Source organism: Streptomyces termitum, from assembly GCF_014650175.1.
Lineage (GTDB): Bacteria > Actinomycetota > Actinomycetes > Streptomycetales > Streptomycetaceae > Streptomyces > Streptomyces termitum.
The window spans coordinates 1-21,070 of the sequence record NZ_BMUL01000005.1 but is presented as its reverse complement, the minus strand read 5'-3'; the positions used below and the strand labels follow the sequence as shown (position 1 = coordinate 21,070).

The 21,070-nt window shown below is 74.5% G+C and carries 17 protein-coding genes and 1 rRNA gene; 5 read left to right on the top strand and 13 right to left on the bottom strand.

Annotation, left to right across the window (positions count from 1 at the left end; all coding sequences use genetic code 11):
* Positions 1 to 111: 111 nt before the first annotated feature.
* Positions 112 to 1,770 carry a CTP synthase gene (pyrG, locus tag IE219_RS11000; protein WP_189976452.1) on the bottom strand — a complete coding sequence of 553 codons (1,659 nt, stop codon included), beginning with the start codon at positions 1,768 to 1,770 and terminating at the stop codon, positions 112 to 114.
* A gap of 571 nt (positions 1,771 to 2,341) precedes the next feature.
* On the opposite strand from pyrG, the gene IE219_RS10995 reads away from it, so the two are divergent.
* The 3 genes from IE219_RS10995 (at position 2,342) to IE219_RS10985 (ending at position 7,402) form a co-directional block, all read left to right on the top strand.
* Positions 2,342 to 4,144, top strand: a complete 1,803-nt coding sequence (locus IE219_RS10995; RefSeq protein WP_189976451.1) for a glycoside hydrolase family 15 protein — start codon at positions 2,342 to 2,344, stop codon at positions 4,142 to 4,144.
* Positions 4,145 to 4,213: 69 nt separating this feature from the next.
* Positions 4,214 to 5,602, top strand: a complete 1,389-nt coding sequence (locus IE219_RS10990) for an FAD-binding oxidoreductase (RefSeq protein ID WP_189976450.1) — start codon at positions 4,214 to 4,216, stop codon at positions 5,600 to 5,602.
* A 174-nt stretch (positions 5,603 to 5,776) separates the two neighbouring features.
* Positions 5,777 to 7,402, top strand: coding sequence for a PucR family transcriptional regulator (locus IE219_RS10985; protein WP_189976449.1), 1,626 nt, complete (start codon positions 5,777 to 5,779; stop codon positions 7,400 to 7,402).
* 12 nt (positions 7,403 to 7,414) lie between these two features.
* On the opposite strand, the gene IE219_RS10980 is transcribed toward IE219_RS10985, so the two are convergent.
* From IE219_RS10980 to IE219_RS10960, 5 genes are all read right to left on the bottom strand, one after another.
* A complete protein-coding gene (locus IE219_RS10980) occupies positions 7,415 to 8,503 on the bottom strand; it encodes a glycosyltransferase family 4 protein (protein WP_189976448.1) in 1,089 nt (362 codons plus the stop codon).
* 272 nt (positions 8,504 to 8,775) lie between these two features.
* Positions 8,776 to 10,527, bottom strand: a complete 1,752-nt coding sequence (gene recN, locus IE219_RS10975; RefSeq protein WP_189976447.1) for a DNA repair protein RecN — start codon at positions 10,525 to 10,527, stop codon at positions 8,776 to 8,778.
* A 66-nt stretch (positions 10,528 to 10,593) separates the two neighbouring features.
* Positions 10,594 to 11,511 carry an NAD kinase gene (locus IE219_RS10970; protein ID WP_189976446.1) on the bottom strand — a complete coding sequence of 306 codons (918 nt, stop codon included), beginning with the start codon at positions 11,509 to 11,511 and terminating at the stop codon, positions 10,594 to 10,596.
* The gene (locus IE219_RS10965; protein ID WP_189976445.1) at positions 11,508 to 12,323 is read right to left on the bottom strand and encodes a TlyA family RNA methyltransferase; all 816 of its coding nucleotides are present in this window, start codon (positions 12,321 to 12,323) and stop codon (positions 11,508 to 11,510) included. The genes IE219_RS10970 and IE219_RS10965 overlap by 4 nt, the downstream gene beginning before the upstream one ends.
* A 7-nt stretch (positions 12,324 to 12,330) precedes the next feature.
* Positions 12,331 to 12,597, bottom strand: a complete 267-nt coding sequence (locus tag IE219_RS10960) for a hypothetical protein (protein WP_189976444.1) — start codon at positions 12,595 to 12,597, stop codon at positions 12,331 to 12,333.
* A gap of 42 nt (positions 12,598 to 12,639) precedes the next feature.
* On the opposite strand from IE219_RS10960, the gene IE219_RS10955 reads away from it, so the two are divergent.
* Positions 12,640 to 12,987: an SCP2 sterol-binding domain-containing protein gene (locus IE219_RS10955; protein WP_189976443.1), complete on the top strand. Its 348-nt coding sequence runs from the start codon at positions 12,640 to 12,642 to the stop codon at positions 12,985 to 12,987.
* Here IE219_RS10955 and IE219_RS10950 read toward each other — a convergent pair.
* Genes IE219_RS10950 through IE219_RS10935 form a run of 4 tightly spaced genes read right to left on the bottom strand, consistent with a single transcriptional unit; the run spans position 12,976 to position 17,074 of the window.
* The gene (locus IE219_RS10950; RefSeq protein WP_189976793.1) at positions 12,976 to 13,821 is read right to left on the bottom strand and encodes an ABC transporter ATP-binding protein; all 846 of its coding nucleotides are present in this window, start codon (positions 13,819 to 13,821) and stop codon (positions 12,976 to 12,978) included. The genes IE219_RS10955 and IE219_RS10950 overlap by 12 nt on opposite strands.
* 44 nt (positions 13,822 to 13,865) lie before the next feature.
* Complete coding sequence (locus IE219_RS10945; RefSeq protein ID WP_189976442.1) at positions 13,866 to 14,897, bottom strand: FecCD family ABC transporter permease; 1,032 nt, start codon at positions 14,895 to 14,897, stop codon at positions 13,866 to 13,868.
* A complete protein-coding gene (locus IE219_RS10940) occupies positions 14,894 to 15,949 on the bottom strand; it encodes a FecCD family ABC transporter permease (protein WP_189976441.1) in 1,056 nt (351 codons plus the stop codon). Before IE219_RS10940 ends, IE219_RS10945 begins: the two co-directional genes overlap by 4 nt.
* Before the next feature lie 51 nt (positions 15,950 to 16,000).
* Positions 16,001 to 17,074: an HAD hydrolase-like protein gene (locus tag IE219_RS10935; protein ID WP_189976440.1), complete on the bottom strand. Its 1,074-nt coding sequence runs from the start codon at positions 17,072 to 17,074 to the stop codon at positions 16,001 to 16,003.
* Positions 17,075 to 17,159: 85 nt separating this feature from the next.
* Between IE219_RS10935 and IE219_RS10930 the strand changes: the two genes are divergently transcribed.
* On the top strand, positions 17,160 to 18,461 hold the full coding sequence (locus tag IE219_RS10930; RefSeq protein WP_189976439.1) for a DUF1015 family protein: 1,302 nt from the start codon (positions 17,160 to 17,162) through the stop codon (positions 18,459 to 18,461).
* 76 nt (positions 18,462 to 18,537) lie between these two features.
* Here IE219_RS10930 and IE219_RS31505 read toward each other — a convergent pair whose 3' ends face one another.
* The 3 genes from IE219_RS31505 to rrf all read right to left on the bottom strand — a co-directional run bounded on the left by IE219_RS31505 (position 18,538) and on the right by rrf (position 20,922).
* Positions 18,538 to 19,353 carry a tetratricopeptide repeat protein gene (locus IE219_RS31505; RefSeq protein WP_194492602.1) on the bottom strand — a complete coding sequence of 272 codons (816 nt, stop codon included), beginning with the start codon at positions 19,351 to 19,353 and terminating at the stop codon, positions 18,538 to 18,540.
* A complete protein-coding gene (locus IE219_RS31500) occupies positions 19,293 to 20,543 on the bottom strand; it encodes a hypothetical protein (protein WP_194492603.1) in 1,251 nt (416 codons plus the stop codon). Before IE219_RS31500 ends, IE219_RS31505 begins: the two co-directional genes overlap by 61 nt.
* A gap of 262 nt (positions 20,544 to 20,805) precedes the next feature.
* A 5S ribosomal RNA gene (gene rrf / locus IE219_RS10920) occupies positions 20,806 to 20,922 on the bottom strand.
* Between the last annotated feature and the right edge of the window lie 148 nt (positions 20,923 to 21,070).

Here is a 21,070-nt window from a genome sequence, read left to right as displayed (position 1 = left end):
TGACCGCGCGGCCGGCCGCGCGCCGCAGAACCGACGGGACCGGCCACGTACGAAAAACCGGGGCACGCCCCCGCGAGGGAGGCGTACCCCGGCAACGGTAACGCGCGGCGGCTACTGGGACTTCTCACCCGTCTTGCGCTCGACGGCCGCCTTGACCAGGCCCGCGAAGAGCGGGTGGGGGCGGGTCGGGCGGGACTTCAGCTCCGGGTGGGCCTGGGTGGCCACCAGGTAGGGGTGGATCTCCCTGGGGTACTCGACGAACTCGACGAGCTTGTTGTCCGGCGAGGTGCCGGAGAAGACCAGGCCGGCCTTCTTCTCCAGCTCCGCGCGGTAGCCGTTGTTCACCTCGTAGCGGTGGCGGTGGCGCTCCTCGACGTACGGCTCGTCGGCGTAGGTCTCGCGGACGACCGAGCCCTCGGCGAGCTTGGCCGGGTAGAGGCCCAGGCGCATGGTGCCGCCGAGGTCGCCGGCGCCCTCCACGTAGGCGAGCTGTTCCTCCATCGTGGAGACGACGGGGTGCGCGGTGGCCGGGTCGAACTCGGTGGAGTTCGCCTCGGGGATGCCCGCGAGGTTGCGGGCCGCCTCGATGACGATGCACTGGAGGCCGAGGCAGATGCCGAGCAGCGGCACCTTGTGCTCGCGGGCGTACTGGATCGCGCCGACCTTGCCGCTCACGCCGCGGTCGCCGAAGCCGCCGGGGATGAGGATGCCGTCGACGTCGCCGAGCTGCTTCTCGGCACCGGCCGGGGTCTTGCAGTCGTCGGAGGCGACCCACTTGACCTTGACCCGGGCGCGGTTGGCGAAGCCGCCGGCGCGCATGGCCTCGGTGACCGACAGGTAGGCGTCGGGCAGGTCGATGTACTTGCCGACGAGCGCGACGGTGACCTCGTGCGCGGGGTTGTGGACGCGGTCGAGGAGGTCCTCCCAGACGGTCCAGTCGACGTCGCGGAAGGGCAGGTCGAGCTTGCGCACCACGTAGGCGTCGAGGCCCTCGGTGTGCAGCACCTTCGGGATGTCGTAGATCGACGGGGCGTCGATGGCGGCGACGACCGCGGCCTCGTCCACGTCGCACATCAGCGAGATCTTGCGCTTGATGGCGGTGGGGACCTCGCGGTCGGCGCGGAGCACGATCGCGTCGGGCTGGATGCCGATGTTGCGCAGGGCGGCGACGGAGTGCTGGGTCGGCTTGGTCTTCAGCTCGCCGGAGGGGCCGATGTACGGCAGCAGCGAGATGTGCACGACGAAGACGTTGTCGCGGCCGACCTCGTGGCGGACCTGGCGGACGGTCTCCAGGAAGGGCAGCGACTCGATGTCGCCGACGGTGCCGCCGACCTCGGTGATGACCACGTCGACGTCGTCGGTGGCCATGCGGCGGATGCGCGACTTGATCTCGTTGGTGATGTGCGGGATGACCTGCACGGTGTCGCCGAGGTACTCGCCGCGCCGCTCCTTGGCGATGACCTGCGAGTAGACCTGGCCGGTGGTGACGTTGGCCGAGCCGTCGAGGTCGACGTCGAGGAAGCGCTCGTAGTGGCCGATGTCGAGGTCGGTCTCGGCGCCGTCGTTGGTGACGAAGACCTCACCGTGCTGGAACGGGTTCATCGTGCCGGGGTCGACGTTGAGGTACGGGTCGAGCTTCTGCATCGTGACCCGCAGGCCCCGGGCCTTGAGGAGCGCACCCAGGCTGGAGGCGGTGAGGCCCTTGCCCAGGGAGGAGGCGACACCCCCGGTGACGAAGATGTGCTTGGTCGTCGTGGATTTGGGCGGCATCGCCAAGAGGGGGCTCCCGTGGTCGCGTCGGAAAGGTGCGGAGCGGCAGGTCCTCCGGAAGAATCGGGGGTGCCGTCGCTGCGGTTTCGGGGGTTTCGGCTGGTGCCGTTTCCCACCGGTCCACGGGGTACCAGGGTATCAGTGACATCCGGAGACCGCTTCCGGCCACACGGCCGGCGGACGGAATCCACCGGCATTCCCCCGGGAGGAAGGGGAACGGATCGGGGAGGATACGCGGGGAAACGGTCGGACAGACGTCCGGGGAACACTCCGTTCACCCGTACGGAGTAGTGCGGTATTCGGGTGATCATCATGGTCGCTAGGGTGCGCACTGTTCCGCTCGTACGTCCCCGACGCCGCCGAGCGACCGGCCGACGGCACCACCCCCGCCCGCGGACCCGGACCGGGAGGCCGTGTCGGTCTCCCTTCGACCCGCTGCCGGCGCCGGCCATCCCGCACACTGGCACCGCGGGCACCTCCCGCACCATCCCGCGGACCCGGGCACCCCGCCCCGGACCCCCGCAGCTCGCGCCCCGAGGGGCGGACAGGCCGTTCGACTGGAGTGAAGCACGTGGCCGGGCGTATCGAGGATTACGCACTCATCGGAGACATGCAGACCGCGGCGCTGGTCTGCCGGGACGGCAGCGTCGACTGGCTCTGCCTCCCCCGCTTCGACTCGCACGCGGTCTTCGCGGGGCTGCTCGGCACCGAGGAGCACGGCTTCTGGCGGGTGGGCCCGGCCGGCCCGGACGACGCCGAGCCCGCCCCCGCCGACCGGCGCCGCTACCAGGGCGACTCGCTCGTCCTGGAGTCCGAGTGGGACACCCCCCGCGGCACCGTCCGGGTGACCGACTTCATGCCCCCGCGCGACGGCGCGCCCCAGCTGGTCCGGATCGTGGAGGGCGTCAGCGGCCGGGTGCCGATGCGGTCCGCGCTGCGCATGCGGTTCAGCTACGGCCGGATCGTGCCCTGGGTGCACAAGGTCGGCGAGCGCACGGTCGCGGTGGCCGGACCCGACTCCGTCTGGTTCGACACCGACGCCGAGACCCACGGCGAGGACCTCACCACCTACTCCGAGTTCACCGTCACCGCCGGCGAGCGGATCGCCTTCACCCTCTCCTGGCAGCCCTCGCACAAGGAGGAGCCGCCGCTGCCCGACCCGGAGGGCTCGCTGGAGGCGACCACCGAGTTCTGGCGCGAGTGGGTCGGGCACTGCACCTACCACGGCCCCTACCGGGAGGCCGTGGTCCGCTCCCTCATCACCCTCAAGGCCCTCACCTACGCCCCCACCGGCGGCATCGTCGCCGCCCCCACCACCTCCCTGCCCGAGGAGATCGGAGGCGTACGGAACTGGGACTACCGCTACACCTGGCTGCGGGACGCGGCGATCACCCTCTCCTCCATGCTGCGCACCGGCTACCGCGAGGAGGCCCGCGCCTGGCGGGACTGGCTGCTGCGCGCCGTCGCGGGCGACCCGGAGAACCTCCAGATCATGTACGGCATCGCCGGCGAGCGGGAGCTCGGCGAGACGGAGCTGGACTGGCTGCCCGGCTACGAGAACTCCGGCCCGGTCCGGGTCGGCAACGGCGCCGCAGGCCAGCTCCAGCTCGACGTCTACGGCGAGGTCACCGAGGCCCTGCACCTGGCCCACATGACGGGCCTGTCCCGCAACGACTACGCCTCCCTGCTCCAGCTCAAGCTCATCGAGTACCTGGAGAAGAACTGGAACCAGCCCGACGAGGGCATCTGGGAGGTGCGCGGCCCGCGCCGCCACTTCACCCACTCCAAGGTGATGGCCTGGGTCGCGGTCGACCGCACCATCAAGCTGGTCGAGTCCGGCGACGCCGACGGGCCGCTGGAGCGCTGGCGGGCGCTGCGCGACGAGATCCACCGGGACGTCTGCGAGAAGGGCTACGACCGGGAGCGCAACACCTTCACCCAGTCGTACGGCTCCCGGGAGCTGGACGCCTCGCTGCTGCTCATCCCGCAGATGGGCTTCCTGCCGCCGGACGACAAGCGGGTGATCGGCACCATCGAGGCGATCCAGCGGGAGCTGTCCACCGAGGACGGCTTCGTGCTGCGCTACCCCACCGCCGGCGCGGAGGCCGGCGTGGACGGCCTGGCGGGCGACGAGGGCGCCTTCCTCGCCTGCTCCTTCTGGCTCGCCGACGACCTCGCGATGATCGGCCGGGTCGACGAGGCCCGCGCCCTCTTCGAGCGGCTGCTGGCCCTGCGCAACGACCTCGGGCTGCTCGCCGAGGAGTGGGACGCCCGCCTCCAGCGGCAGGTCGGCAACTTCCCGCAGGCGTTCAGCCACGTCCCGCTCATCGACACGGCCCTGCGGCTCACCGCGAGCGGCGCCTACGGCGGCTGAGGGGCGCCCTGCGGGGGCCGGACCTACGATGAGAGGTGTTCCTGGCCCCCGTACGAAAGGGGGGCTCCGATGGCTCCCCGCACCACCGTCCCCGGCACGGCCCTGGCCGGACTCCGCGAGGACCTGGCCGGCGAGGTCCTCGTCCCCGGCGACCCCGGGTACGACGAGGCCCGCGCGGTCCACAACGCGATGATCGACCGCCGGCCCGCGGTCGTCGCCCAGTGCGCCGGCCCCGAGGACGTCGCCAACGCCGTCCTCTTCGGCCGGGAGACCGGACTGCCGATCGCGGTGCGCGGCGGCGGCCACAGCGTCGCCGGCACCTCCTCCGTCGACGACGGCCTGGTGATCGACCTGCGCCGGATGCACACGGTCGTCGCCGACCCCGAGCACCTGACGGTGCGGGTCGGCGGCGGCGCGACCATCGGCCACCTCGACCGCGCCACCCAGCCCTTCCACCTGGCCACCACCGGCGGCCGGGCCTCCACCACCGGCCTCGGCGGCTTCGTCCTGGGCGGCGGCTCCGGCTGGCTGGAGCGGAAGTTCGGCCTCGCCTGCGACAACCTGCTCTCCGTCGACCTGGTCACCGCCGAGGGCAGGCACGTCGTCGCGAGCGAGCGGGAGAACCCCGAGCTGTTCTGGGCGCTGCACGGCGGCGGCGGCAACTTCGGGGTGGCTACCTCGATGACCCTGCGGCTGCACGAACTGCCCGCGATGAGCTTCGCCCTGCTGCTCTTCCCGCCCGCCTCCGGCCCCGCGGTGCTGCGCGCCTACCGGGAGCTGGCCGAGGGGGCGCCCGAGGAGCTGGGCGGCGGGGTGCTGTACGTCCCCGCGCCGCCCGCCCCCTTCGTCCCCGGCCACCTCGTCGGGCGGCTGGTGTGCGCGGCGCTCGTCACCTACGCGGGGCCGGTCGCCCGGGTCCGCGCCCTGGCGGCGGGACTGCTCGCGCTGCGCCCGGTGGTGGAGCTCGTCCAGGACGTCCCCTACGCGGACCTCCAGTGCATGCTGGACGACCCGCCGGGGCTGCGGAACTACTGGTCGGCCGAGTACCTGGACGCCCTCCCGGACGAGGCCCTCGACGTCTTCCGCGCCCTCGGCGACCGCATCCCGCAGGGGACCGCGATCCAGCACGTGCTGTTCCCGATGGGCGGCGCGGTGGCCCGGTCCGCCGACCGCTACCCGCTGCCCTGGCGGTCCGCCGCCTGGGTCGTCCACCCCTTCGCGACCTGGGAGGACCCGGCGGACGACGGGCGGGCGGTGCAGTGGGTGCACGACGTGCGCTCCGGCATGGGCCCGTGGGCGACCGACGCGGTCTACCTCAACTTCATCGGCGCGGAGGGCGAACGGCGGGTCGCCGCCGGCTTCGGCGCCGGGAACCGCGCCCGGCTGGCCGCGGTGAAGGCGGCGTACGACCCCGGCAACGTCTTCCGCCTCAACCACAACATCGCGCCCGCCGCCTGACCCCGCACCCCGACCCCGCGCCCTGTGACGCAGCACACACTCAGGGGCGGGTCGGGGAGGGACCGGACAAATACCGCACCGGCCCGCCGAGTTGCGGGCCCCGCCGGACCGGCCGCGCCCGCCGGAGGGCACGGGGGTGGTGCCCCGGGGCACGGTGGGAGGTAGCGTCCGCCCATGGACACGCAGGGCGGCATCACCGTACAGAGGGCACTCGAACTCCCGGGGCTCCGCGGCGGCCTCCCCGAGGTCGTCGCCGGCGCCGACCGGCTCCAGCGGACCGTGCGCTGGGTGCACGCCGGCGAGGTGCCCAACATCGCCTCCCTGCTCAAGGGCGGCGAACTGCTCCTCACCACCGGCCTCGGCCTCGGCACCCGCCCCGCCGAGCAGCGGGCCTTCGTCCGCCGCCTCGCCGACCGGGGCATCGCCGCCCTCGTCGTCGAGCTCGGCCCGCGCTTCGCCCGGCTCCCGTCGACCATAGTGGAGGCCGCCCGCGCCGCCGGGCTGCCGCTGGTCCAGCTGCACCGCGAGGTCCCCTTCGTGGCGGTGACCGAGGAGATCCACACCGAGATCGTCAACGGCCACTACGCCCTCCAGCGGCAGGCCGAGGAGGTCCACCGGCGCTGCACCGGCGCGCTCCTCGACGGCGGCGGCGTCCCCCAGGTGCTGCGCATCCTCTCCGACTTCGCCGCCAACCCCGTCTTCCTGGAGACCGCCGACGGCCAGCTGCTGTACGCGGCGGGCACCGACTCCGGGCCCGCCGACCCGCTCCAGGTCTGGGACGGGCTGCGCGGGCAGCGGGCCGCCCGCGAGTCGGGGCCGCCGACGGGCACGGTCCTCGTCGACGTCCCCGGCGGGGGCCCCGGTACGGGTTCGGTGCGGGCCCGGCTCGTGCTCCTCGCGGTCTCCGGCGCTCTCTCCCCCGTCCACCGGATGGCCGCCGAGCGGGCCGCCGGGCTCCTCGCCGTCGTCCTCATGCAGGCCCGTCAGGAGGAGGAGCTGGCGGCCCGGGGCCGGGGCGACTTCCTCACCGACCTCGCCGAGGGCCGGATCACCGCCGAGGACGCCCCCGCGCAGGCCCGCGTCCTCGGCTTCCGGCCGGGCGAGGGCCCGCTGCTGCCCGTCGTGATGCGGCTCGCCCCCGAGCTCTCCCCGTCCGGCAGCTGGGCCCTGCTCGCCCGCGCCGTCCACGAGGAGCTGGCCTCGGTCGGGGTGCCCTCCCTGCTCGGCGTCCGCCCGGTCGAGGGCCGCGTCCCGCTCCTCCTCGGCCTGCGCTCCGAGACGGAGCGGACGGCGGTCGCCGACCGGGTCGCGGCGGCGCTGCGGGCCGGTGCGGAGCGGGCCGGCCTGGAGGGCGCCGGGGCGCACCCGCCGGTCGTCGTGGTCGGCATGGCGGGCGGCTGGGCCGCCGCCTCGGCGGGGCTGCGGCACGCGGCGGAGACCGCGGCGGCGGCGCGGGGCCTGAGCGACCGGCCCTGGTACGACGCCCGCCGCCTCGACATCGACCTGCTGCTGTGGCGGCTGCGCGACCATCCCGACCTGGCGGCCTTCGTCGACCGGGCGATCGGCCCGCTGCGCGACCACGACCGCGCCTCGCGGCCCCCGCTGCTGCCCACCCTGGAGACGTATCTGGCGCACGCGGGCCGCAAGGCGGAGACCGCGCGGGAGCTGCACCTCAACCGCCAGACGCTCTACAACCGGCTGGCCCGCATCTCGGAGCTCCTGGGCACCGACCTCGACGACCCCCAGACGGTCCTGGCCCTCTCCCTCGCCCTGCGCGCCCGCCGCCACACCCCCCAGTGAGGGGGGTTGCCCCTAACGGCCGGTCAGTTCGTCGTAGACGCTGAGGACGTGCGCGATCGTGTCGTCCTCGGTCGGCCAGGTGCCCGCCTGGACGCGGCCGGCCGCCGCGAGGTCCATCCGCCGCTCCTCGTCCTCCAGGAGCCCGCGGACGGCCGAGGCCAGCGCGGCCGCGTCGCCGTACGGGACGAGTTCCGCCGCGTCGCCGACGAGTTCGGGGACGCCGCCGACGGCGGTGGCGACGAGCGGGACGCCGAGCCGCAGCGCCTCCTGGGCCAGCGGCGAGCGGGCCTCCCAGCGGGACGGCAGGACGGCGACGTCGGCCGCGGCCAGCAGTTCGGCCACGTCCTCGCGGCGGCCGATGAGCCGGACCGGCAGCGCCTCGGCGAGGATCCGGCGCTGGAGCGCGGCCCGTTCGCGGCCCTCGCCCGCGACGACGAGCAGCGGCGCCGGGTCGAGGTCCCGCCAGGCGCGGGCCGCGTCGAGCAGCGTCCCGTACCCCCGGCCGGCCTCCAGCGCGCCGACGGCCATCACCAGCGGCCGGTCCACGGCGCCGAGTTCGGCGCGGGCCTTGCCGTCGTGGAGGCAGACGGGCCCGCGCGCCGGGGGCAGCGTGACGGGGGCGAGCCGGGCGTCGCGGGCGCCGCGCCGCCGGGCCCGGTCGACGAGTTCGGAGGAGGTGCCGAGGACGACGGCCGCGGCCCGCGCGGTCCGGCGCTCCAGGAGCCGGACGATTCCGGCGCGCGGCCCGTCGGCCGGCGGCCGGCCGTGCCAGGTGGTGACGAGCGGGGTGCGGGCGGGTCCGACGGCGCCGGAGACGGCGAGCGCGGCCCGCACCGAGGCGTGCAGCCCGTGCGCGTGGACGACGTCGGCGCCGATGCAGGCGTTGCGGAGGGCGCCGACGGTCGCCGGGTCGTTGCGGCGGGGCAGCGGCACCAGGTGGGCGCCGGCCCCGGAGTAGTCGTAGAGGCGGTCGAGTTCGGCCGGAGCGCACACGGTCACCCGGACGCCCCTGGCCACCAGCCCGGAGGCGAGTGATCTGACGTGCGCGCTGCTGCCCGCGCTGCCGCCGCCCAGCACCTGGACCGTACGCAGCTGTGTCACGCGCCCAAGGATGCCAGTCCGGACGCCCGACCGTACGCACGTTCCGGCACCGGCTCCCCCGCCACCGGGACCCGACTCCCCCGTCCCACCCCCGGATTCACCCGGGCGGGTGAATCCGGGCCGGTCGGCACCGGCGTGTTCCGCTCCCCCGCGTCCGTCAGGTCGTACGCGCCCCGGCCCTCGAAGCGACGGCGGGGGCCGGTCCCGGCCGCCCGGCGCGGCCGGAGCCGTCCCGACCGGGACCGGCCCGTCCGGCGCGGCCCCGACGCCTCTCAGCCGTCCGCGCGGGCCGTCGAGAGGAGTTCCTCGGCGTGGGCGCGGGCCGTCTCCGAGTCCTCCTGGCCCGCCAGCATCCGGGAGAGCTCCCGGACCCGCTCCTCGCCCTCCAGGACGGTGACGCCGGAGCTGGTGACCTTGCCGTCGTGGGTCTTCTCCACCAGGAGCTGGCGGTCGGCGAAGGCGGCCACCTGCGGCAGGTGGGTGACCACGACGACCTGCGCGGTGCGGGCGAGCTTGGCGAGGCGGCGGCCGATCTCCACGGCCGCCTTGCCGCCGACGCCCGCGTCGACCTCGTCGAAGAGGTACGTCGGCACCGGGTCGACCCCGGCGAAGACGACCTCGACGGCGAGCATGACCCGGGACAGCTCGCCGCCGGACGCGCCCTTGGCGATGGGCCGGGGCGGGGCGCCGGGGTGCGGGGCGAGCAGCAGCTCGACCTCGTCGGCGCCGGCCGGCCCGTAGACGACCCGCCGCCCGCCGACCTCGATCCCGGCGCCCTCCTCCGAGGTCTCGGTCTGCCGGATGGCGAAGGACACGCGCGCGTGCGGCATGGCGAGCGAGGCCAGTTCGGCGGTGACGGCCTCCGCGAAGCGGGCGGCGGCCTCCGTGCGGGCGTCGGTGAGCCGCTGTGCGAGGACGGACAGCTCGTCGCGCAGCCGGTCGCGCTCCTCGGTCAGCTCGCCGAGCCGGTCGTCGTCGCCGTCGAGCTCGCCGAGCCGCCCCGCGCTCTCCTCGGCCCAGGCGAGGACGGCATCGACGGATTCGCCGTACTTCCGGGTGAGCTGGGTGAGCGCGGCCCGCCGCTCCTCGACGGCGGCCAGCCGCAGCGGGTCGGCGTCGAGGTGGTCCGCGTATCCGGCGAGTTCGCCGGCGACGTCGGAGAGCAGGATGGAGATCTCGCCCATCCGGTCGGCGAGGGCGGCGAGCGCCGGGTCGTGCGCTCGTACGGCCTCCAGGGCCCGGCCCGCGCCGCCGACGAGGGTCGTGGCGTCGACGGACTCGGGGTCCTCGGGGTTGCCGACGAGCGCGGTGTGGGCGAGCGCGGCGGCGGAGGCGAGGGCCTCGGCGTGCCCGAGCCGCTCGGCCTCGGCGGCCAGCTCCACGTCCTCGCCGGCGCGCGGCGCGACGGCCTCGACCTCGGCGAGCCCGAACCGCAGCAGATCGGCCTCCTGGGCTCGCTCACGTGCCCGGGTGGTGATCTCGGTGAGTTCGCCGGTGACCGCCCGCAGCCGCCGGTAGACCTCGCCGTAGGCGGCGAGCGGCCCGGAGACGGCGTCGCCCGCGTACCGGTCGAGCGCGCCGCGCTGCCGGGCGGGCTTGAGCAGGCCCTGCTGGTCGGTCTGGCCGTGCACGGCGACGAGTTCGTCGGCGAGCTCGGCGAGCAGCCCGACGGGCACCGAGCGCCCGCCGAGGTGGGCCCGTGAGCGCCCCTCGGCGGAGACCGTACGGGTCACGAGCAGGGCGCCCTCGTCGAGGTCGGCGCCCGCCTCCGAGGCCCGCAGCGCGGCGGGTGCTCCGGGGGGCAGGCTGATCCGCCCCTCGACGACCGCCGAGGCGGCGCCGATCCGCACCAGGGCCGGGTCGGCCCGTCCGCCGAGCAGCAGCCCCAGGCTCGTGACGACCATGGTCTTGCCCGCACCGGTCTCACCGGTCACCGCGGTGAAGCCGGGCGACAGCTCGACCACCGCGTCGTCGATGACCCCGAGCGACCGTATCCGCATCTCCTCCAGCACGTCCCAGACCATACGAGGTTTCCGGCCCGGGACGCGACATCGGCCCCTCGGGGAGTCCGCCGGGGCGGCCGGGGGCGGTCAGCGGGGGGCACCCCGCCAGCCCGAGACCGGCAGGGCGAACTTGGCGACGAGCCGGTCGGTGAAGGAGGCGTGGTGGAGCCGGGCGAGCCGGACGGGGACGGCGCCCCGGCGGACCTCGACGCGGGCCCCGGCGGGCAGCTCGACGGTCCGCCGCCCGTCGCACCACAGCACCCCGTGCGGGGTGTGCGGCTCGACCTCGACGGCGAGGACCGAGTCGGGGGTGGTGACGAGCGGCTTGGCGAAGAGGGCGTGCGCCCCGATCGGCACCATGAGCAGCGCCTCGACCTCGGGCCAGACGACCGGGCCGCCGGCCGAGAAGGCGTAGGCGGTGGAGCCGGTGGGGGTGGCGCAGATGACGCCGTCGCAGCCGAAGCCGGTGACGGGGCGGCCGTCGACGGCGAGGACGACCTCCAGCATCCGCTCGGGGGACACCTTCTGCACGGCGGCCTCGTTGAGCGCCCAGTCGCGGTGCAGGACGTCGCCGTTCTCGTAGACGACGACGTCGAGGGTCATCCGCTCCTCGACCTCGTAGGCCCGGGTGACGACCCGGTCGACGACCTTGTCGAGGTCGTCGCGCTCGGCCTCGGCGAGGAAGCCGACGCGGCCGAGGTTGACGCCGAGCATGGGCACGCCGGAGGCGCGGGAGAACTCGGCGCCGCGCAGCAGCGTGCCGTCACCGCCGAGGACGATGATCAGTTCGCAGCCGTCGAGGGCCTCGGGGCAGTCGTCGGGGATCTTCTCCACGGACGGCGGCAGCGGCAGGTCGGCCGCCTCCGCCGCCAGGACGCGGACGCCGATGCCGCTGCGCAGCAGCCCCAGGACGACGAGTTCGGCGCTGCGCACGGCGGCCGGGCGGCCGGTGTGCGCGAGCAGGAAGACGGTGCGCGGTGCCTGTGGTGCCGCTGATGCTGTCAACGAGGTCCTTCCGCCACGGCGCGATCGACGTCCGCCGGATCGAGCGCGGGCGCACCCGCCCGCAGCCACAGAAAGTACTCGACGTTCCCGGACGGGCCGGGCAGCGGGCTGGCGGTGACGCCGAGCACGCCGAGGCCGAGTTCGGCCGCCCGCCGGGCGACGTTCTTCACGGCGTCGGCGCGCAGTTCGGCGCTGCGGACGACGCCGCCGGAGCCGAGCCGGTCCTTGCCCACCTCGAACTGCGGTTTCACCATCAGGACGAGGTCGGCGCCGGGCGCGGTGCAGCCGGCCAGGGCGGGCAGCACGAGGCCGAGCGGGATGAAGGAGAGGTCGCCGACGACGAGGTCGACGGGGATGCCGTCGATCGCGTCGAGTGTCAGCTCGCGCACGTTGGTGCGGTCCTTGACGGTGACCCGCCCGTCGCTCTGGAGCGACCAGGCGAGCTGTCCGTAGCCGACGTCGACGGCGACGACGTGCCCGGCGCCGGCGCGCAGCAGGACGTCGGTGAAGCCGCCGGTGGAGGCGCCGGCGTCCAGTGCCCGGCGGCCCTCGACCTCCAGCCCGAGCGGGACGAAGGCGGCGAGGGCGCCGGCGAGCTTGTGGCCGCCGCGCGAGACGTAGTCGGGGTCGGAGTCGTCCTGGGTGACGACGATCGCGGCGGCGGTCTCGACCTGGGTGGCGGACTTGGTGGCGACGGTCTTGCCGACGGTCACCCGGCCCGCGGCGATCAGCTGGCCGGCGTGCTCGCGCGAGCGGGCGAGTTTGCGCCGGACCAGTTCGGCGTCGAGGCGGCGGCGTGCCACTCCTGCCACGATGGGTTCAGCTCCTGGGGTCGTGCGGACGGGTCTCGGGGTGCGGCGCGTCGAGCGAGGCCAGCTCGGCGCGCAGTCCCCGGTGTACATCCTCGTACACGGCGAGGTGTCCGTCCGCCGCGAGCCCCGCCGCCTCGCCGAGCCGCTCCAGCAGCCCGTCCACGGCGGCCACCCCGGTCCGCTCCGGCGGTACGGGCTCCGCCCCGGGGGCGGGCGCGGCCGCGGGTCCGGGTGCGGAGCCCGTACCGGGGGCGTCCGGCATCGCTTCGTTCATGCCCCGACGCTACCGCGAAGCCCTGGGGTACGGTCGTCGGCGATGGCGACGATCACGGAGTGCCGCGACGCACTCGACAAGCTGGCGGGCGGCCTGGCCCGCGCGGACGGGGACGTGCGGGGCGCGGCCGCGCTGGACCGCACCCTGAGCTGCCACCTCACCGATCTGGACACGACCTTCACCGGCCGGCTCGCGGACGGCCGGATCGTGGTGGAGTCGACGGTGGCGGGGCCGCCGCCCGGAAAGGCGCAGATCAGGCTGGCGATGACCGGGGACGACCTGGTCGCGATGGTGGCCGGCGAGCTGAACTTCGCGAAGGCGTGGGCGGCGGGCCGGGTCCGGCTGGAGGCCGGTTTCCGCGACCTGCTGCGCCTGCGGTCACTTCTGTAGCGCGGGCGTCCGGCCGGGGGCGGGGCGGCGGGCGCGGGCCTGCCGTCCGGCGGGGACGACGAGCGGCGTGCCGGTCTCCGGGTCGTCGATGACCTGGCAGCGCAGTCCGAAGACCCGCTCGACGAGGTCGGCGGTGACGACCTCGGACGGCGGTCCCTCGGCGACGACCTCGCCGCCGCGCACCGCGATGAGGTGGGTGGCGTACCGGGCGGCGTGGTTGAGGTCGTGGAGGACGGCGACGAGGGTCCGGCCCTGCGTCTCGTGGAGTTCGGCGCAGAGGTCGAGGACGTCGATCTGGTGCTGGATGTCGAGGTAGGTGGTCGGCTCGTCGAGGAGGAGCAGCGGGGTCTGCTGGGCGAGGGCCATGGCGATCCAGACGCGCTGGCGCTGGCCGCCGGAGAGTTCGTCGACGAACCGGTCGGCGAGTTCGGCGACGCCGGTGGACTCCATGGACTCCTGGACGATCCGCTCGTCCTCGGGCGACCACTGGCGCAGCAGTCCCTGGTGCGGGTAGCGGCCGCGGGCGACGAGGTCGGCGACGGTGATGCCGTCGGGTGCGACGGAGGACTGCGGGAGCAGGCCGAGGGTGCGGGCGACCTTCTTGGCGGGCATGGAGTGGATCGACTGCCCGTCGAGCAGCACCCGGCCCTCGGCGGGCTTCAGCATCCGCGACAGGGCGCGCAGCAGGGTGGACTTGCCGCAGGCGTTGGGGCCGACGATGACGGTGAAGGAGTGGTCGGGGATCTCGACGGACAGGTCGCGGGCGATGACCCGCTGTTCGTAGGCGAGGGTGACCGACTCGGCCCCGAGGCGCTGCCGCTGCCGTTCGCTCATGGGGGTGCTCCCGTTGTCCTGGTGGGTGGGGGTGTCGGTGGCGGTCATATCCGGCCCGCCCTGCGTTCGCTGACGAGCAGCCAGAGCAGGTAGCAGCCGCCGAGGACGCCGGTGACGACGCCGACGGGCAGCCGGCGGTCGCCGAAGGCGTTGGTGGCGATCCAGTCGGCGCCGAGGAGCAGCGCGGAGCCCATGACGGCGGAGGCCGCGAGGTTCGGGCCGGGCGCGCGGGTGAGGCGGCGGGCGAGCTGGGGGGCGCTGAGGGAGACGAAGACGATGGGCCCGGCGGCCGAGGTGGCGACGGCGACGAGGAGCACGGCGGAGGCCATCAGGACGATGCGGGTGCGCTCGACCTTCACGCCGAGCGCGTACGCGGCGTCGTCGCCCATCTCCAGCATGCGCAGGGCCCGGCCGTGGCCGAGGACGAGCGGCACGAGGACGCAGCTGACGGCGAGGAGCGGCCAGAACTGGGTCCAGTCGCGGCCTTCCAGGGAGCCGGTCATCCAGAGGGTGGCGCGGGTGGCGTCGACCAGGCTGGCCTTGGTGATGAGGTAGTGGATGACGGAGGTCAGCATGGCGGCGGCGCCGATGCCGACGAGGACGAGCCGGTAGCCGTGGACGCCGCGCTTCCAGGCGAGCAGGTAGATCACGACGCCGGTGAGGACGCCGCCGCCGACGGCGCCGAGGGCGGTGGCGACGGCGCTGCCCTGGAAGAGGACGATGACGGTCAGCGCGCCGACGCTGGCGCCCTGGCCGAAGCCGATGACGTCGGGGCTGCCGAGCGGGTTGCGGGAGATCGACTGGAAGACGGCTCCGCCGAGGGCGAGGGCGGCGCCGACGAGGAGGGCGACGAGGACGCGGGGCAGCCGCAGTTCCGTGACGGCGAACTCCTGGACGGGGGTGCCGTTGCCGAGGAGGGTGTCGAGGACCTCGGCGGGCGTCATCGGGAAGTCGCCGCTGCCGACGAGGACGACGGAGAGGGCGAGGGCGGCGAGGAGGAGGCCGAGGACGACGAGCGCGGCCCTCGGCGCGTAGCGGACGGAGAGCCCGCCGCCCCGCAGGGTCTTGGTGGTCACAGCTGGGCCATCCTCTTGCGGCGGACGAGGCGGATGAAGACGGGGCCGCCGACGAGGGCCGTCACGATGCCGACCTGGAGTTCGGCGGGCCGGGCGAGGACCCGGCCGAGGACGTCGGAGCCGAGCAGCAGCACGGGGGCGAGGACGGCCGCGTAGGGCAGGATCCACCGCATGTCGGGGCCGGTGATCGCGCGGACCATGTACGGCACCATGAGGCCGAGGAAGACGATCGGTCCGCAGGCGGCGGTCGCGGCCCCGCACATGAGGGTGACGGAGACCATGGCGACGATCCGGGTCCGGTTGATGCCGACGCCGAGCGCGCGGGCCGCGTCGTCGCCCATCTCCATGGCGTTGAGCGGCCGGGCGATGGACAGGGCGAGGCCGGCGCCGACGACGACGAAGGGCGCGGTGCGGGCGACGGTCTCCATGTCGGCGGAGGCGAGCGAGCCGACGGTCCAGAAGCGGAGCCGGTCGAGGGCGGCGGAGTCGAGGAGCTGTACGGCGTTGACGTAGCCGTACAGGGCGGCGGTGGCGGCGGTGCCGGCCAGCGCGAGCCGGACCGGGGTGGAGCTGCGGCTGCCGCCGAGGACGTACACGACGGCGGAGACGACGGCGGCGCCGACGAAGGCGAACCACACGTAGTCGCGGCCGTCGGTGACGCCGAGGAAGGCGATGGCCGAGACGACGGCGGCGGCGGCGCCCGCGTTGACCCCGAGGAGTCCGGGCTCGGCGAGCGGGTTGCGCGTCAGGCCCTGCATCACCGCGCCGGCCAGGCCGAGGGCGAGGCCGACGAGCAGCCCGAGCAGGGTGCGCGGCACGCGGACGTCGTGGATGACGACGTCGTTGCCGACGCCGCTGTTGTGGAACAGTCCGTGCCACACGTCGCCGAGCGGCACCGGCTTGGCACCGATCATGATGCTGAGGACACAGACGAGCAGCAGGGCGCCGACGGCGGCGAGCAGTCCGAGGGCGCGCACGGAGTCGCGGCGCTTCGGGGACTGCCCGGTCTCCTTCGGTCCCGCGCTCGCGGGGGAGGGACTCTCGACCAACACCCGGTTAGGTTAGCCTATCCAATATTGATCTAGGAGGGGCCGGGCGCCCCCTCAGAACCCGAGCCGGGCCAGTGCCTTGCCCGCGTCGAGCCCGCAGGATCCGGCCCCGGCCCGCGTCCAGGCCGCCCCGCACAGCGCCCGCAGCCCGTCGAACGCACCGCTCTCCCCCGTGTCCGGGCCTCCTTCCACGGCTTCCAGGACGAGCGCGTCCCCGGCCGCCGTGGCCCGCCAGGCCCCGCACCGGAAGCCGCCGTCCGGCTCCGCCGCGACCTCCGGGTGGGCGGTGAGCAGTCCCCGCAGGTCGGCCGCCACATAGGTCGGCCGGTGCGCGGGCACGGCCGCGAGCAGGGCCGCCGCGTCGGTGACGCCGGTCAGGACGAGCAGCGAGTCGACGCCTCCGTTGAAGGCGCCCTCGATGTCGGTGTCGAGCCGGTCGCCGACGACGAGCGGGCGCACGGCCCCGGTCCGCAGCACGGTCTCCCGGTGCATGGGCGGCTGCGGCTTGCCCGCGACCTTCGGTTCGGACCGTCCGCCGGTCGCGATCCGCACGACCTCGACGGCCGCTCCGTTGCCGGGTCCGATGCCGCGCGTGCCGGGGATGGTCAGGTCGGTGTTGGAGGCGTACCAGGGCACGCCCCGGCCGACCGCGTACGCGGCTTCCGCGAACCGGCCCCAGCCCATCTCGGGCCCGCCGTACCCCTGCACGACGGCGACCGGCTCGTCGTCCGCGGACTCGACGGGCACGAGGCCGCGCTCGCGCAGCGCGACCCGCAGCCCCTCGCCGCCGACGACGAGGACCCGGGAGCCCTCCGGCACGTCCTCGGCGACCAGCCGGGAGACGGCCTGCGCGGAGGTGACGACGTCCTCGGGGGCGGCGGGCACGCCGAGTTCGGTGAGGTGGGCGGCGACCGCGTCCGGCGTCCGCAGCGCGTTGTTCGTCACGTACGCGAGCCGCATCCCGCCGGCCCGGGCGGCGCCGAGCGCCTCCACCGCGTGCGGGACCGCGCCCCCGCCCGCGTAGTAGACGACCCCGTCGAGGTCGAGCAGCGCCGTGTCGTACGCCTCCCCCAGTACGGCCCCGCCGCCGCCCGGCCGGCTCCGCTCCCGCTCTCCGCCTCGCGCCATGTCCACCCGCTCCTCACTGCACCGTCCGACGAGAATCCCGTTCCCCGATCATCGCTCATCGTCGCCGTCCGCCTACGATGTCGAGATGAACACCTCAGGTCACGCGGCCGCCGACGTCCGCGACGACACTGCGGGGCTGCGCCTGCACCCGTTCCGGGGGGTCCGTTACGTCCCCGAGCGGGTCGGCAGCCTGGCCGCCGTGACGTCCCCGCCCTACGACGTGGTCGTACGACCTGACGGGCTCCTGCACCTGGAGTCCGCCGATCCGCACAACATCGTCCGGCTGATCCTGCCGCAGGCCGTCACGGCGGGCACCCGCCACCGCAAGGCCGCCGTGACGCTCGACCGCTGGCTCGCCGAGGGCGTCCTCGCCCCCGACCCCGAGCCCGCGCTGTACGTGTACGAGCAGCGGGGCGACGGCATCCTCCAGCGCGGCGTCATCGGCTCCCTGGAGCTGTCCACGCCCGACGAGGGGGTCGTCCTGCCCCACGAGGACGTCATGCCGCACGTCGTCGCGGACCGCGCCGCGCTCATGCGGACGACGGCCGCCAATCTGGAGCCGCTGCTCCTCACCTATCCGGGCACCCGTGACGGCGACGGCGCGGACGCGGTCGTGGAGCGGGCGGTCCGGGGCGAGCCGGTCCTCGCGACGACGACGGAGGACGGCTTCCAGCACCGGCTGTGGGCGGTCACCGACCCGGCCGAGCAGGCGGCGGTGACCGCCGAACTCGCCCGTCACCAGGCGCTCATCGCCGACGGCCACCACCGCTGGGCGACCTATCTGCGGCTGCGCGACGAGCACCCCTCCCCCGGCCCGTGGGACCGGGGCCTGGTGCTGCTGATCGACACGGTCCGCTATCCGCTGCGGGTCCGCGCGATCCACCGTCTGCTGAGCCAGCTGCCGGTGGCCGGCGCCCTGGCGGCGGTCGGCGACGCCTTCCGGGTACGCCGTCTCGAACGCCCGCTGGCCGAGGCCCTGGAGGCCCTCGCGGAGGCGGCGGCCGAGGGCAACGCCTTCCTGCTGGCCGGGGACGGCGCCTTCCACCTCCTGGACCGCCCGGACCCCGCCCTGCTGGCCCGTACGGTCCGTGCCGACCGCCCGGAGGCGTGGCGCGCCCTGGACGCGACGGTCCTCCACTCGACCCTGCTCGAACACGTCTGGCGCGTCCCGGACGCCCCCGAGGACATCGCCTACATCCACGACACGGCGGCGGCCGTCGCCCAGGCCGAGCGCCGGGGCGGCACGGCGGTCCTGATGCATCCGGTGCGCGAGGAGGTCGTGCGGGACCTGGCCCGGCAGGGCGTCACGATGCCCCGCAAGTCGACCTCGTTCGGCCCGAAGCCGGCCACCGGCCTGGTCCTGCGCAGCCTCGCCCTGGACGACTGACCCCGGAAACGCCGGAAGGGCGGCACCCCCTGGTGGGGGTGCCGCCCTTCTCGTCGTTCAGTCCGCCGGGACCGACTCAGCCCTGACGACGCTCGTCGTCGGCCTCATCGGCCTCATCGGCCTCGTCGTCTTCGTCGTCGTCCTCGTCATCGAGGACGTCGGCGGCGTCGTCGCCCCGGTCCGCGTCCAGGGCGTCGTTCTCGTCCTCGTCCTCGTCGAAGGCGTCGACGAACTCGACGCCGTCCATCTCGGCGAGGCGGTCGGAGGCGTCCGTGGCCCCGTCCTTGTCGGCCTCCAGGGCCTTGGCGAACCACTCCCGGGCCTCCTGCTCCCGCCCGGCGGCGAGCAGGGCGTCGGCGTAGGCGTACCGCAGGCGCGCGGTCCACGGGTGGTGGGCGCTGGACGCCAGCTCGGGGCTCTGGAGGGTCACGATGGCGGCGTCGAGCTGCCCCATGTCCCGGCGGGCACCGGCGGCGACGAGCCGCATCTCGACCTGTCCGGCCTTGTCGAGCTTCTGCACCTCGGGCTCGCCGGCCATGGCGAGGGCCCGCTCGGGCCGGCCGAGGCCGCGCTCGCAGTCGGCCATGACGGGCCACAGGTCCACGCCACCGCTCATGCGGCGGGCGGCACGGAACTCGGCGAGCGCCTCGGAGTACTGCTGGTTGGCGTACGCGGCGAAGCCGGCGGCCTCGCGGACGGCGGCGACGCGCGAGGCGAGCCGCAGCGCGACCTTGGCGTACTCGTAGGCACGCTCCGGGTCCTCGTCGATGAGCTGCGCGACCATGACGAGGTTGCGCGAGACGTCCTCGGCGAGCCCCTTGGGGAGGCTCATCAGCTCCTGGCGCACATCGGGGTCGATCTCCTCGCCGGTGACCTCCGGCGGGATCGGCAGCCGCTTGATGGGCGCGCGGTCGCTCCGCTCGCCCCGGTCGTCCCGGCGCCCGTAACCACCCCGGTCGTCCCGCCCGCGGTACCCGCCACGGTCGCCGCCCCGGTCGTCACGCCCCCGGTAGCCACCGCCACCCCGGTTGTCGTCGCGCCGGAAACCGCCACCGCGGTTGTCGCCACCACGGTCGTCACGGCGGAAGCCACCACCGCCCCGGTTGTCGTCACGACCCCGGTAGCCGCCGCCCCGGTTGTCGTCGCGGCGGTCGTCGCGCGGGAAGGACGGCCGGTCGTCACGACGGAACGACGACGGACGCTCATCACGCCGGTCATCCCGACGGAAACCGCCACCACGACTGTCGTCACGGCGGTCATCGCGGCGGTCGTCCCGACGGTCATCGCGGGGGAAGGACGGCCGGTCGTCACGACGGAAGCCACCGCCACCCCGGTTGTCGTCGCGCCGGAAACCGCCACCGCGGTTGTCGCCGCCACGGTCGTCACGACGGAAGCCGCCACCACTGCGGTTGTCGTCACGGCCCCGGTAACCGCCGCCACGGTTGTCGTCGCGCCGGTCGTCCCGGCGGTCGTCGCGCGGGAAGGACGGCCGGTCGTCACGACGGAACGACGACGGGCGCTCGTCACGCCGGTCATCCCGACGGAAGCCACCACCACGGCTGTCGTCACGGCGATCGTCCCGACGGTCATCGCGGCGGTCGTCACGCCGGAAGGAGGACGGCCGGTCGTCGCGGCGGAAGCCGCCACCGCTCCGGTTGTCGTCCCGGCGGAAGCCACCGCCACCGCTGCGGTTGTCGCCACCGCGGTCGTCACGGCCCCGGAAGCCACCGCCCCGGCTGTCGTCACGGCGGTCATCGCGGCGGTCGTCCCGACGGTCATCGCGCGGGAAGGACGGCCGGTCGTCACGACGGAACGACGACGGACGCTCATCACGCCGGTCATCCCGACGGAAGCCACCACCACGGTTGTCGCCGCCACGGTCGTCACGGCGGAAACCGCCACCGCCCCGGTTGTCGTCCCGGCGGAAACCACCGCCACCACCACGGCTGTCGCCACCGCGGTCGTCACGACCCCGGTAGCCACCGCCACCGCCGCGGTTGTCATCGCGGCGGAAGCCACCGCCACGGCTGTCGCCGCCACGGTCGTCGCGGCGGAAGCCGCCACCGCTGCGGTTGTCGTCACGCCGGTAGCCGCCGCCACGGTTGTCGTCCCGGCGCGGTCCGCGGAAGCCGCCCTGGTCGCCACCGGCACCGTCCCTGCGACGCGGCTCGCGCTCCGGACGGTCGTCGGGAGAGTTGGTGGACATCGGCGTGACTCCTGTCTTCGGGTACTGCGGTCATTCTCGCGCAGCCGGCGTCCGGCCGCGCTTCGGGAAAGGTCCCGTAAATAGAAAAAGGACCTCTGGTCCCAGCATGAACGCTGGGACCAGAGGTCCTGAAATATTGTTCGGCGGTGTCCTACTCTCCCACAGGGTCCCCCCTGCAGTACCATCGGCGCTGAAAGGCTTAGCTTCCGGGTTCGGAATGTAACCGGGCGTTTCCCTAACGCTATGACCACCGAAACCCTATCGGTTTCGAGCGAACAAGCACACTCTGTAGTTATGTTCTAGCTCAAGAAACCAACAACTGTTCGTTGTTTCAGAACTAACACAGTGGACGCGAGCAACTGAGGACAAGCCCTCGGCCTATTAGTACCGGTCAGCTCCACCC

Coding starts and splice junctions, on each gene's coding strand:
- pyrG (WP_189976452.1), bottom strand. CDS start 1,770: ATGCCGCCCAAATCCACGACGACCAAGCACATCTTCGTCACCGGGGGT.
- IE219_RS10990 (WP_189976450.1), top strand. CDS start 4,214: ATGGCTCCCCGCACCACCGTCCCCGGCACGGCCCTGGCCGGACTCCGC.
- IE219_RS10985 (WP_189976449.1), top strand. CDS start 5,777: ATGGACACGCAGGGCGGCATCACCGTACAGAGGGCACTCGAACTCCCG.
- recN (WP_189976447.1), bottom strand. CDS start 10,527: ATGGTCTGGGACGTGCTGGAGGAGATGCGGATACGGTCGCTCGGGGTC.
- IE219_RS10960 (WP_189976444.1), bottom strand. CDS start 12,597: ATGAACGAAGCGATGCCGGACGCCCCCGGTACGGGCTCCGCACCCGGA.
- IE219_RS10955 (WP_189976443.1), top strand. CDS start 12,640: ATGGCGACGATCACGGAGTGCCGCGACGCACTCGACAAGCTGGCGGGC.
- IE219_RS10950 (WP_189976793.1), bottom strand. CDS start 13,821: ATGAGCGAACGGCAGCGGCAGCGCCTCGGGGCCGAGTCGGTCACCCTC.
- IE219_RS10935 (WP_189976440.1), bottom strand. CDS start 17,074: ATGGCGCGAGGCGGAGAGCGGGAGCGGAGCCGGCCGGGCGGCGGCGGG.
- IE219_RS10930 (WP_189976439.1), top strand. CDS start 17,160: ATGAACACCTCAGGTCACGCGGCCGCCGACGTCCGCGACGACACTGCG.